Origin of the sequence: Leptospirillum ferrooxidans C2-3 (assembly GCF_000284315.1) — a bacterium.
GTDB classification, from domain to species: domain Bacteria; phylum Nitrospirota; class Leptospirillia; order Leptospirillales; family Leptospirillaceae; genus Leptospirillum; species Leptospirillum ferrooxidans.
Genome location: NC_017094.1, coordinates 2,096,888 through 2,109,512, shown reverse-complemented (window position 1 = coordinate 2,109,512; position 12,625 = coordinate 2,096,888). Strand labels below are relative to the sequence as shown.

Here is a 12,625-nt window from a genome sequence, read left to right as displayed (position 1 = left end):
CGGTGGCTGGAATTTATTCCCTGAAAAGTTCGATATCCCTGTCCATGAAGGCTTCCATCTGTTCAAGAGGCAGTGGACGCGAGATGGCATATCCCTGAAGGACCATGCATTCAAGATCGGTGAGGATGTCCACTTCCGATTTGGTTTCGGCCCCTTCTCCCACAAGGTGAAGAGAGAGGCTCTTGGCCATCTGGATGATGGTTTTGACCATCGACAGGTCAAGGGAGCTGTTTTTCATTTGAAGGACGAACTCCTGGGGGACCTTCAGGATATCGACGGGGAGTCTGGTCAGGTAGGACAGTGATGAATATCCGGTTCCGAAATCGTCGATGGCGATCTTGACCCCCTGATTCCGGATATCCATCAGCCGTTCCCTGGCTCTGGCCGGGTCTTTCATCAAGAGGCTTTCCGTCAGCTCTATCGTGATCCAGCTTGAAAGATCCGGGTGTTCCTGCAATTTCCTGTCAAACAGATCCCAGAATTGCTGGTTCCAGAACTGCCGTATCGAAACATTCATCGCCACCCGGAGTCTCGGTCGTCCATCCCTGTGCCATCTGGAAGCGGTGTTGATGACCTCCTCGAGGATCCATTCCCCAAGAGGAATGATCAGTCCGGTTTCCTCGGCCAGTGGAATGAAATCAATGGGCGGGACGATTTCGCCTGAGGGCTTTTTCCAGCGGACCAGTGCTTCGACTCCGACAATCATGTTTTTGGGAATATCCACCTGGGGCTGATAGAAGAGCGTGAATTCCCGGTTCGCGATTGCGGTCCTGAGGGCATTTTCCTGGTTGTAGCGTTTCCGGATTTTTTCTTCCATGACCGGATCATAGAAAAGCCATCCGTTCTTTTCATGGCTTTTGACCTGGTACATGGCGATATCGGCCTTTCGGAGGAGATCTTCCCCGTCTACGGCATCTTTGGGATAGATGGAGAGACCGATGGAGGAGCTTGTATGGATTTCCCTTTCGTCAACGACCACAGGCATGGAAAGCTTTTCCAGCGTTTTGGTCACAAAACTGGTTGTGGTGAGGATATCCGAGACCTCGGTCAGAAGAATGACAAACTCGTCTCCCCCAAGCCTTGCGACCAGATCGTTCGAGCGCACTCCATTGAGAAGCCGATCGGCGATGACCTTCAGATACCGGTCCCCGGCGGCGTGTCCCATCGTGTCGTTGATTTCCTTGAAACCATCGAGGTCCAGGAACAAGAGAATCAGGGAATAGCCATCCCTTGCCGATCTCCGGATTTCGGACCTCAGTCTGGTCAGGAACGCGGCGCGGTTAAAAAGCCCGGTGAGAGGGTCAATGTTGGCAAGGTTCCAGATCTCGCGATCTTTCTGGATCCTTTGGGAGACATCTTTTTGGATCTGGATAAAATGGGTGATTTTTCCTGAAGGGGATCTCATTGGTGTGATATTGGATTCCACGGTAAAGAATGTTCCGTCTTTCCGCCTGTTGATCAGGATATTGTCGGCGGACTTTCCTTTCAGCAAATTCTCCCAGAGGGTTTCATAGAGGGAGGGGTCATGGCGCCCGGATTTGAGGATCCTCGGGTTGGCGCCGATCAGTTCTTCCCGTTCATAGCCCGACATGTGGACGAGCGCTTCATTGACGGACTCTATCTTTCCGGTGGTATCGGTGATCATGATTCCGTTGGCGACATTTTCCATCGCCGCTTCCTGAAGTCTCAGCCGCTCCTGTTCCGAATAGCGCTCAATCACATTGGAGAGACGTTTCAGGAGTTGTTCGACCCTGTCTTGGGAGAGCGCTGTGATGCTCCCGATGGTCTTTTGCATGATGGTGATGATACCTGCCCGGCCTTCCGTTGCCCGGAACGGAAACGCGTGAATCTCTGCGACTCCGAATGATCTCAGAAGCTTGCAAAAAGGATAGTCCGGATCCAGCTGGGATATGTTGACCGATTCATGTCGTCCGCTTCTGATGGCCTTGAGGGAAATGGAATCGATATCTTTCGATGAGTGGACCGGTTCGGGTATTTTTCTGATCTCCTCGGAAATGCTGGCTTTTTCGGCGGAGAAGGCTTGTGTCCAGAGATTGCCTTCCTGGTCTCCGATCATGATATGGACCCAGATGGATTCGTGGATCTTCCGGACACGCCTCGAAAGATGGGCCAGCAGATCCCTGAGGGAGTCTCCCTTCAGGACCTTGAGGTCGAGTTCGGCGATCAGCCGGTCGATCTCGGACAGTTCAAGTTCTTGGGTAATGTCATTGAAGTGGATGAGCGAATGGGTCCACTCGCCTTCATGGTTCCGAAGCGGAGAGACAATGGCGCGCACCGAGATCCGTCGGTCATCAATCGTCCAGCCTGTTTCAATGCCGTCAAAAACTTCTCCCGAAAGCAAAACCTCTTCAAGGTGCTGTGTCTTGACCTTTTCCGGAGGGCAGGGGAAAAGGGAGGGGAGATGGATGATTTCCGGCCGGTATTCCCTGGCGCCGATCATGCGGTAGAAGGCCGGGTTGGCCCATTCGACCGACCCGTCGGGTTTTGTGATCACCATGGGACTTTGACTCGATTCCATTGCGGACTGTCCAAGACGGATCCTGTTTTGCTCCTCCATCCGGAAAAACGCCAGCCGGATCTTGTCGGTAAAGTCGACAAGAATCTGACGGAGATGGGGGTTCATGTCCTCGGGATGGCGGGCCCATAGGACCAGAATGGTTCTTGGCAGGGTGCCTGGGCCATGAAGGACAGGAATGGCAAAAATCGCTTCGACTCCTGATTTTCGCAGATTCTTGGAAAGAGGGCTCTTGTCCAGTTCGTCTCCGGCAACGAACTCGGGCTTCAACGAGATGATCGCCCGGGAAAAGGAGGTGTTGTGATAGGGGTCGATCTTCCAGTTGACCCCTTTTTCAATAAGGCTTGTGAAATCTCCCGGAAGGTCAAGGGAGGTGAAGTGTTTTTGGAAGGTGATGGAGCCATCCTCTTTGGGAACGGCAAAGGTCACCCCGGTGAAGGAGTAGGCCGTGAAAATTTCCCGGGAGATCATTTCGAGGAGATCGTCGAGTGAACTTCCGGAAAGGATCAGTCGATCCACTTCCCGGGCGATCCGGGTGGATGCTTCCGACTGAAGCTCCCCGGTGATATCCCTGACATGGGTAAGAAAAGATTCCCTGTTCCTGAACATCACTTTTGAAAAGCTCAAGAGAACATTGATATGGCTTCCGTTCAGTCTGGCAAATCGTTGGCGGATGGAATTTTTATATCCGGATGTGCTCTGCGGCGGGAAAAAGATCGCCCTGACAGTCTCTTCCGGTTCGTCCGAGAGGGAAAAAAGGGTTTTCCCGACCAGTTCGCTTTTGTCTTTCGCGCCGATCATCCCGCAAAAGACCTGATTGGTTTCCAGAATCGCAAGCGTTTTGGCATCCAGAAGATAGATGCCATCAGGCGCCTTTTCGAAGATGCTGTTTCGTTCCGACTGGAGCTTTTCGAACTCTTTCTGGTTTTTATAGGCATTCTCGAGTTTTTCCGTGATTTGTTCCAGATGGTTCCGTGTTTTTGGGTCGAGGTCCCTTTCTGTGAGAGCCGCAACTGTCAGGACTCCCCACGGAATCATGGATTCTTCCGAATTGGCCGGGAGAAGATACAGTGCGGCAAGCTTGAACCGGTGGGCCCATCCTGCAAGCGGAGTTCCTAAAAATCCATTCTCTCGCGAGGCGAAAAGGGGTTTGTTTTGGTTCATCGCCTGACCGAGAAGTGTCCTGTTCCCGGGCGGGGTGTCCCAGCGATGGTTCCGGGTGAGCTCAAGGAGCTCTTTTTCATATAGGGGATCGCTGGATTCAACGGCGAGATAGCGGATCCTCTTGTCCTGTGATGTCATGAAAAAGTAAGAGGCGAAAAACGGAAAGATCTCCTGGATTTTCCGGAGAGTAAACCGAACCAGCTCGTCAAGAGAGGAGCCATTCACGATCATCCGGTCAAGTTCGACTGAGAGGAGTGTCGTTTCTTCGGAGATGGTTTGCTGGCTGACATCACGGATATGGACAATGGCCATCCCTTTTCCCCGGATCTCGACCTGGGAAAAGGTCAATTCGGCCTGGAATCGGGAGTTGTCCATGCGACAGATAGGTTTTCTGATCGTCTGACTGACTTCGTGTCCTTCTGCTCCGATTGGATCGCCATCGTTACAGCAGTTCATAAGGTTCCGGAAGTTTGTGGAATGCAGCTCCTCGAGCGTTGAAATGCCGATCATCCCGAGAAATGTCTTGTTGGCGTCCACAATGGCGAAGGTCTTGATGTCATAAAGAACGATACCAAGAGGGGCCTTCGAGAACAGGACCGTTTTCTGGATTTCATCTTCGAGTTGTTCATATGCCCTGGAAAATGAAGTCTGGACTCGTCCGGCAAACACTCTAAGCTGATTTTTCCGGACCTCGGTAAAAGTTCCCGGAGTTTTTGAAAAAAAGGTCAGGATCGCATAAGGAATCCCTTCATCCGCTCCGGAGAGGGAAATCGAAAAGATCTCCTCGATGCCACGATCGGAATACCATGAGGATTGGTCATCCCGATCCAGATCCTCCCTGTTCAGGAAAAGATCGGATCGGACAGAGACGGTCCTCCCGGGAAGGGAATCGGGCTTGAGATTCAGATCTGCCAGGAGGGGACATGAGGAGGTCAATATGGAAGAGGTCAGTTCCGGATCATTTCCAGCCACTTCCTGTTTTTTGAGCGTTCCATCAGGGGACGGGATGACGCAGGTAATGGCTGGAAAGGAAAAAAAAGAGGCCAGTTCAAAAATGGCCCCGCTCAGAATGTCCTCAGGGGGCTGTTTCAGGAGAATCTGCTGGTCGATCTGGCTGCAGATATGGCTGACTTTTTCGGCTTCAGCTTCCTCTGTGACATCGATGACCCTGACAAACAGGAGTCCGGACTGGGGCTCTCCCAGTAATGTGGCGCGAAGTCTTGCATGGAAGAGTGATCCATCCTTCCTTCGGTAACGGGTGGAAAAATTTCCGGATTTTTCGGGTGTTTTCCAGAGTCGTTGGATATTGGTTTCCGTAATGGATCTTGGCGTGGTTGCAAACACGGACAGTGGCGTTCCTGGCGGAAGCTCCTCCGGTCCCCTCCCGAGCATGTTCCGAAAGGTGGCATTGGATTTGACGATGAAGAGTTCTTTGGGATCGAGGAGGAAAACTCCGTCGGGAGAGGGTTCAAAAAGGTCCCACCTATCGGGAGTCATCGCGGACGGCTCATTCTGGAGACAGGAATCATCAAAGTCTGTCATGCGCTGTTTCCATCGGGAGATGCCTCTTTTTGGGGCGAATGCGTTTGTCTTTGCAACATGTTTTTCTGGATGGATTTTAGGAAGTGATTATATCAGAAGTGTAGACCTTCAATCATGTCCTTTCTAGAACATTGGGTCGGGAGTGATCCTCTCCCTTTGAATCGCTTTGGAAATAAAGGGGATGCTTGTGAGGGAGAGACGGTATCAGAATGATGCTCCCCGGGGACCCTGGTGACATCATTCCATCAACTCTATTAAGGGGAGAAAATCGGAAGGCGCCATCTTTCCAGACTGTTCCTGAATCTTTGAGGGGGGTACAGTGTGGAGACATTTCTGATCGGGAAGTTCCGCGATGATCGATCTTTTGATGGAGGATGACACTGGAGGAAAGACATTACCGGGTGGCCGAGTGGCCTGTTGAAGACCGACCAAGGGAAAAGCTTGCGGCAAGGGGAGCATGGTCACTTTCCGATTCGGAGCTTTTGGCGATTCTTCTTCGTGTGGGCTCCCGAAAAGAGACCGTTGTTGCACTGGCACAGCGGCTCTTGGCCCATTTTGGAGGGCTTTCAGCTCTTTCAGCCGCGAGAATACCGGAACTTTCGTCGATATCAGGAGTCGGAATGGCGAAAGGAGCTCAGCTTCTGGCGGCGTTCGAGCTGGGCAGAAGGGCGGCCGCTCCAAGGGATGAGAGAGATCCTGTCATCAGTTCTGGGCAGGAGGTCTATGACATTTTGGGGCCAAAGCTCCGGGATGCCAGGAGGGAAAGTTTCTGGGCGTTGTTGCTGAACCAGAAGCACAGGCTTTTAAAGACAGAGAAAATCTCGGAAGGCTCACTGACAATGACGCTGGTCCATCCCCGGGAAGCTTTTCTGCCTGCGGTCAGGGAATCAGCTGCTGCGGTGATCTTTGTGCACAACCATCCGTCAGGAGATCCTGAGCCATCGGTTGACGATTATAATCTGACGGTTCGTCTGATTGAATGTGGGGAGCTGTTGGGGATCCGTGTGGTCGATCACATTGTTCTTGGTGATCATGCCTTTGTCAGTTTGAGAGACCGGGGAGCCTTCAGGCAAAAATGAAGTTGTGTCTGCTAGAGTCTTCCGGAGCGAAGGATTGAGATGATGAGACCGATTCCCAGAAGACCCGCCACCAGAAAACCGACAAGTCCAACCGATGACACACCCAGAAATTTCGGTCCCTTGGGAGAAGAAAAGATCATGGCCGATCCGATCACCAGGGCTCCGACCAGGATGGAGACGGAAAGGCGATTGCCGGCCTTGTCCATTTCGCCAATCAATTCTTCAAGGTGACGCAGGTTGAAATCCACCCGGATCCTGCCGGAGCGAACCTTGTAAAGGACGCGTTCAACCTCTTCTGGAAGCCTTGAGAAGGCCCTCAGCAAGCTCAGTCCTCCCCTCCGGAAGGACTTTTTCAGGGAGGAAGGTGTCACCTGGCTTTTGATCAGGTTTTCTATGAACGGACGACCTTCGGTGAGCATGTTGAAGCTCGGGTCGAGTGTCCGGCCAATGCCATCCATGATGACGATCGCTCTCATCAGAAGGGTCAGGTCGGGGGGCAGAACAAGCTGGTTGGTCCGGATCACCTCAAATAGCTCTGAAAAAAGGGCTTCGACACGAATTTCCCCAAGTGGCCTGTCAATGAACTCATCCAGAAGTCCGGTCAGGTCTTCCCCCAGGGCGCCTTGTTTTTCCTTCCTGTCGGGGTCGTTTCCAAGGATTCCAAGGCGGTCCATCGTCGAGATCATGAAGGGGATATCCCTCTCGACAATGGAGAAGAGCAGGTCACCCAAAAGAGCCCTTCTTTCCTTTGAGATCCTTCCGAACATTCCGAAATCCAGAAGTCCGATGGCGCCATCAGGCAGCACAAGAAGATTGCCCGGGTGGGGATCTCCCTGAAAGAATCCATTGACGAACACCTGTCGGAAAACCATCCTGGCCCCTCTTTGCGCAATCATCTCGGGCCGGATGCCAATCGCTTGGAAATCCGCGGTTCTGGTGATCTTGATCCCTTCAAGAAACTCCATAACCAGAACGGATTCGGATGAAAGCTCGGGAAAGGACCGTGGAACGACAACCGTTGGGTCATCGACAAATTGTTCCAGGGCAAGTTCCATGTTTCTGGCTTCATGGGAGAAGTCCAGTTCCCATCTGAGGTTTTTGGTGAAATGGCGGCATAGTTCCCTGGGGCGGAAGAGCCTGAGTTCGGGGAGGTGTTTTTCGGCAAGTTCCGCCAGTGTCTTTAAAATCGCGAGGTCTGCCTCGATCGTTTGTGTGATGCCGGGTCTTCGGATCTTGACGGCGACCCGCTCTCCCGAGTGAAGAACGGCTTCATGGACTTGGGCAATGGTGGCCATTGCGATCGGTGTCCAGTTAAAAGACTGGAATTTTTCTTCCGGGAGACTGCCGAGAGCGTTCTTGAGGGCCTCCTTGATCTGGGGCTCCGGAACGGGAGGAAGACTATCCTCGAGTTTCTGGAATTCGTTGATGTAGTCCGGTGGAAAAAGGTCGGCTCTCGAGGCCATGAGCTGTCCGAACTTCGAAAAGGTCGGACCAAGCTCCTCAAGAGCCATCCTGAGCCGGACAGGCCTTGAAAGGGTTCGTGTCTCGGGACGTCTGGTCACCCTCCTGCCTGCGGAAAGAACCGGGCCAAGGCGGAAAAATCCCACGACATCGTCAAATCCGTATTTCAGGAAAACCCTGACGATGAACTTCAGTCGGGAAATGTCGGAGATTGCTCTCGTACCGGGGATCACCATGCAGGAAAGCTCCGGGGGTTAACCCGGAATAGCACCAACGGTGGTGATGTACAGGACAGCCATGGTGTTGGGAAGTCCCAGAAAATCGGTGACTTCATCATCGTAGAATCCTCCGATGCCGCTGGCTCCCACCCCGGCATGAGCCGCTGCGAGGTTGATCCGTTCCCCGATCTGGCCAACATCCATGTGAAGGGTTCTGTACGCCCTCTGTCCGTACTGGATCACCAGGTGTTCAAGATCAGCGACCTGAATCAGGACAAATGCAGCGTCCCGTCCCAGATCCTGTCCGAGGACGAATTCACAGACCGTTTCCGCGAAATAGCCGCGGTTGAGGAGAGTCAGCGTCCCTGCGAGGGGATCGAAGCGATAGAGTCCGGGGATGAGCTCCGTGACCGAATTGACGACGATATAGGATGTGAAGAGATTCGGCTGGAAGAAGTGCGGGACACTGGGAACGACCCCTTCTTCGACGGGGTCGATGTCCTGATAGCCATATTTCAGGATCTCGGACATCCTGGCAAGACTTACGGGAGCCCCGGAGTATTGTCTCGCAGAACGCCTCATGAGAAGGGTCTTGGGGATCTGCCCTTTGAAATCATGTGCCTCCCCGGGAAGGGTAATGGGCTCACCGATGGGAAGATGGGTGCTTTCAGGGGCGGGAAGATGGGTTTTGTCCGGACGTCTGTTCAGGATGACTCCCGGAGGGTCCGCTCCGAGGGAGGAGAGCCGGTGCAGGTCCCGGAAGAGCACTCCTGTTTCAGGATCCTGTGGCGGTGAATAGGGAGGAAGCAGCGGTGATGGATAGAACGGCAGAGACAGACAGGACTCGGTCACATCTTCGGGGCGCAGCAGAGGCATGGCGGCGAGGACAACTTCCTTTTGATCCTCCAGGAACAGGAAGGAGTTGAACGCGTGGTCATTGAATCCCGAAAGGGGAAAGGGAACAAATCCTGTCTCTTTTGCCATGAGGGAGAGATTCCCGATCAGGTGGCCAGTGTCGAGAAGAATTCTCCGGTAGCCCCGTTCGCCATAACGCCATGCAGACCGCTCAAAAAATCCGGAGAGGAAGACGAGGGCCTTTGTTTTGGACAAAGTCGGGTGATGGTAAAGGTAGGAGGAGAGACGGTCCATGAAATCTCCCTCATACAATGGCAGGAGAGAGTGTTCCTTCCCGTTGTAGTGGTAGATCCCATTGGGAATAAAGGGAAGGTCCCGGAAAGCGAGATAGATTTCGGCGGGATAAAGTCCTCCCGCGGAGGGTGCCGCCCGAAGAAGTGTCTGTTCCGATCGGGGTGAATCCAGAATGGCAGTAACACCATAGGAAAAGAAAAGGAGCTGGGAAATCTCCGAAAGCCCCCATGGATAGGGAGGCTGAATCGGAGCTTCTGGAAGGGGCGTTCTGGTAAAGGGAAGATAATTGAAGGGAAGAAAGGGGGTCAGGGAGACGGGATGGTCCGCCTGGTAGTCCTTGAACGGAGCCGGTTTTCTGGAAAAGTCCAGCCCCTTTGTTCTGTGAATGGTCTTTCGATCATATTTGGTGTCGCTGTGATAATATTCGGCACAGGACTCATAAAAGGGTGTCAATGCTTGTCTCCATCTTGTTTATATTCATTCGGTCGTTCTGGAAAGGCCTTCTGGGAGTCAGAAAATCACCCGGACTTTCCTTTACGGATTTCTTGTTCGGACCATGGTTCTGTCCATGGTGGAATGGGACATCCGTAGGAATGAGCAGAATATGTCTTTTGGAACTCGGTCAACCTGTTACCGGATTATATCATGAATTGATGGATGCAGGTGCTTTTTTCGATTGTTGCCATTTCTCAGGGAAGTCTTCTTTCCGGCCACATTTTGAGAAAAGGTTGGACCATCGGGACAAACACATGGGAAGATGGGTTGTCTTTCCGGATCGGGACGGCAATGAGTGATGTTGGGCGATGACAAAGAGGGCGATATAAGATGAAAAAAGGAAAAAAAATTTCTGACTACCTTGATCCGGAATGGATCCATATTTTTGAAATTCCAGGCTTTTCTGACCGGATGGTTCTGATCAGGGGAACGGTTCGACCTGGTCTTGTCGCCCTGGCAGCAGAGCTATCCTCGAGTCTTTCGGGAAACGGACCCCGGGAGTATTGGCCGCATGTGGCAAGTCACATGCGACGCCGGGTGAATCCGCCTCCGGAGACATGGCTTGCTCTTGGTCCTGAAAAAAGGGGATACAAGGCGTATGCCCACTCGGGAGTCTTTATTGGAGCCTCCGGATTGTCTGTGCGCTTTGTCCTGAAAGATGAGGCGGCCGTGGAGAGGAGACATCTCGGAGACTGGATTGCGGGACACGTGAAGGAATTTCTGGACTGGAAAAAGTCGGCGGGAGGTGTTCTGGATTTTGGTCCGGTCCACAACCACCCCGAGAAAACGGCTGGACCGCTCGAGACCGAGCCGGCTCTTCTGGGGAAGAGGCTTGCCGAAAACAAGACAGCAAGCCTCGATATAGGATTCCCTGCGGATTTCAGGATGACTGTTCCCGATCTTGTCGAACAGATCAGGGGGTTTGATCCTCTTTATCTGGCCTCGAAAGGGTCCTGAATCACGATCGTTTCGGAACGCTCGGAGCCCGTTGAAACCATGACAACGGGAACGCCGGTGAGCTCTTCAATCCTTCGGATGTAGTTTTTTGCGGCGATGGGAAGTTCGTTCATTTCCCTCGCCCCCCGAAGGGATGTTTTCCACCCCGGAAGCTCTTCATAGACAGGAACGGCGGCCTCTATGTCGGAGAGGTGTCTTGGAAACTCTGATATGTGTTTTCCGTGCAGGGTGTACCCGGTACAGATCTTGATCGTGTCGAGCTCATCCAAGACATCGATTTTGGTCAGGACGATCCCGGTGAGGCCATTGATTCTGGCTGCGTAGCGGACGACCAGTGCGTCAAACCATCCGCACCTTCTTGCGCGGCCTGTGGTTGCCCCGAACTCGCTCCCCATCTTTCTGAGGTATTCCCCCGATTCATCCAGAAGCTCGGTCGGAAAGGGTCCTGACCCGACTCGTGTGGTGTAGGCTTTTGTAATGCCGATCACTCCGTCGATCGCTGTCGGGCCGACTCCTGTCCCGGTGAGAGCCCCTCCAGCGGAGGCGTTTGAGCTTGTGACGAAAGGGTAGGTTCCGTGGTCGATGTCGAGATGGGTCCCCTGCGCTCCCTCGAAGAGAAGCTGGGATCCTTTCTGGCGCTCATTCCAGAGGTAAAGGGATGTGTCGGTGATATAGGGGGAAAGCCTTTCGCCAACGGCCATGGCATCGGCATAGAGGGTTTCAAGGTCAAAACCGTGTGTCTTGAAGAGTTTCTCCATCAGATAATTCATTTCTGAGAGGTTCTGCTCAAGCTTTTCCCGGAATAGGGCAGGGTGTGCCAGATCTCCGGTCCGGATTCCGATGCGGGCCATCTTGTCGACATAGGCAGGCCCGATTCCCCGGCCTGTGGTTCCGATCCTTCGTGTTCCCTTCATCTCCTCGGACTGTTTGTCGATGGCGCGATGGTAGGGCATGATCAGGTGGCATGCATCGCTGATCTTGAGATTTTTACCGACCTTGATTCCTCGGGTGGCAAGCTCTTCGATCTCTTCGATCAGGGCGTGGGGATCGAGTGCGATGCCGTTTCCGATCACGCACTTTTTTCCTTCGTGAAGAATGCCTGAAGGGATCAGGTGCAGTACAAATTTTTCCTTGCCGACAACGATTGTGTGTCCTGCGTTGTGGCCCCCCTGATAGCGAATAATGCAGTCGGCCCTTTCTGTCAACAGGTCAACGATCTTTCCCTTGCCTTCGTCACCCCATTGGGTGCCCAGAATGATGATGTTTGCCATGAATGGGCTCTACCGCTTTCTTTTTTGTTGGCCTTGAGACCGGTACCGGATGGATGTTCCGGGAGAGTTCCCTCTTCCCGCTGTGATGTCCCGAAGTTGTTCCGAAAAGGATCTTCGGAAGAAGCTCCCGAAAAGACGCAAATCTCCCCTTCATAATTTCGATTTTCGAAAAAGACTGGCCCCATCATAGCATTCCATCAGGGGAGTCTAAAAGGGGAGTCTTCCGGTAGCCTCAGATATGCTTGACGCTTCTGCCGAGATGTTTTTCGACGGAGTTGATCTTTCCCGCGATCCTTCCGGTTTGCCCCGCGCGGGCATCCACCTTGATAGCGACCGAGATCCGTTCGCAATCCTGACTCATTCTCAGATAGCAGTCCCTGACAACGGCCATGACTTCGTCCCATTCTCCCTCGAGGACGGTCCCCATGGGGTTGAGCTGATAGGAGATGCCACTTTTGTCAATGATGTCGAGGGATCTTGAAACATATGCGCCGACACTCGCGCCTTTATCCAACGGGGACATGCTGAATTCCAGTAGAACGGACATGCGGATCTCCTGTCTGAATGGGTTGTTGTCTGTCTGAAAGAAATGAACGGTTGGCCACAGTCTGTCTCTATGTTCATGTTCTGGCTGTCATTCTGTCAATGTTTCCCGTCACAAGCGGGTGAAGTTCTCCGGATGGTTCAGGTGAAGAGTTCACGGGTTTGTCACATTGTCTTGATGTTCCCTTTTTTTGGATTCTATAGGATCGT

At 52.9% G+C, this 12,625-nt stretch carries 7 protein-coding genes; 2 read left to right on the top strand and 5 right to left on the bottom strand.

Annotated features, from left to right (window positions below):
- Positions 1-13: 13 nt before the first annotated feature.
- Positions 14-5,242 (bottom strand): EAL domain-containing protein, encoded by a 5,229-nt coding sequence (locus tag LFE_RS13280; protein ID WP_050989527.1) that lies wholly within the window; start codon positions 5,240-5,242, stop codon positions 14-16.
- A gap of 374 nt (positions 5,243-5,616) precedes the next feature.
- Between LFE_RS13280 and radC the strand changes: the two genes are divergently transcribed.
- Positions 5,617-6,321, top strand: a complete 705-nt coding sequence (gene radC / locus LFE_RS10600; RefSeq protein ID WP_014450221.1) for a RadC family protein — start codon at positions 5,617-5,619, stop codon at positions 6,319-6,321.
- An 11-nt stretch (positions 6,322-6,332) separates the two neighbouring features.
- Here the strand turns inward: radC and LFE_RS10595 are convergent, their stop codons facing one another.
- Both LFE_RS10595 and LFE_RS10590 read right to left on the bottom strand, forming a co-directional pair.
- Positions 6,333-8,018: an ABC1 kinase family protein gene (locus tag LFE_RS10595; RefSeq protein ID WP_014450220.1), complete on the bottom strand. Its 1,686-nt coding sequence runs from the start codon at positions 8,016-8,018 to the stop codon at positions 6,333-6,335.
- A gap of 18 nt (positions 8,019-8,036) precedes the next feature.
- Positions 8,037-9,602, bottom strand: a complete 1,566-nt coding sequence (locus LFE_RS10590; RefSeq protein ID WP_014450219.1) for a SagB/ThcOx family dehydrogenase — start codon at positions 9,600-9,602, stop codon at positions 8,037-8,039.
- 372 nt (positions 9,603-9,974) lie between these two features.
- Between LFE_RS10590 and LFE_RS10580 the strand changes: the two genes are divergently transcribed.
- The gene (locus LFE_RS10580) at positions 9,975-10,601 is read left to right on the top strand and encodes a DUF1054 family protein (protein WP_014450218.1); all 627 of its coding nucleotides are present in this window, start codon (positions 9,975-9,977) and stop codon (positions 10,599-10,601) included.
- Here the strand turns inward: LFE_RS10580 and LFE_RS10575 are convergent.
- Entirely contained in the window at positions 10,577-11,872 is a 1,296-nt protein-coding gene (locus LFE_RS10575) for an adenylosuccinate synthase (RefSeq protein ID WP_014450217.1), read from the bottom strand. The two genes, LFE_RS10580 and LFE_RS10575, sit on opposite strands and share 25 nt — an antisense overlap.
- 232 nt (positions 11,873-12,104) lie before the next feature.
- Positions 12,105-12,419 (bottom strand): MTH1187 family thiamine-binding protein, encoded by a 315-nt coding sequence (locus LFE_RS10570; RefSeq protein ID WP_014450216.1) that lies wholly within the window; start codon positions 12,417-12,419, stop codon positions 12,105-12,107.
- Between the last annotated feature and the right edge of the window lie 206 nt (positions 12,420-12,625).

What these genes read in the sequence shown, in the direction of transcription:
- LFE_RS10595 (WP_014450220.1), bottom strand. Translation starts at nt 8,018, where the DNA reads ATGGTGATCCCCGGTACGAGAGCAATCTCCGACATTTCCCGACTGAAG.
- LFE_RS10570 (WP_014450216.1), bottom strand. Translation starts at nt 12,419, where the DNA reads ATGTCCGTTCTACTGGAATTCAGCATGTCCCCGTTGGATAAAGGCGCG.
- radC (WP_014450221.1), top strand. Translation starts at nt 5,617, where the DNA reads ATGACACTGGAGGAAAGACATTACCGGGTGGCCGAGTGGCCTGTTGAA.
- LFE_RS13280 (WP_050989527.1), bottom strand. Translation starts at nt 5,242, where the DNA reads ATGACAGACTTTGATGATTCCTGTCTCCAGAATGAGCCGTCCGCGATG.
- LFE_RS10575 (WP_014450217.1), bottom strand. Translation starts at nt 11,872, where the DNA reads ATGGCAAACATCATCATTCTGGGCACCCAATGGGGTGACGAAGGCAAG.
- LFE_RS10580 (WP_014450218.1), top strand. Translation starts at nt 9,975, where the DNA reads ATGAAAAAAGGAAAAAAAATTTCTGACTACCTTGATCCGGAATGGATC.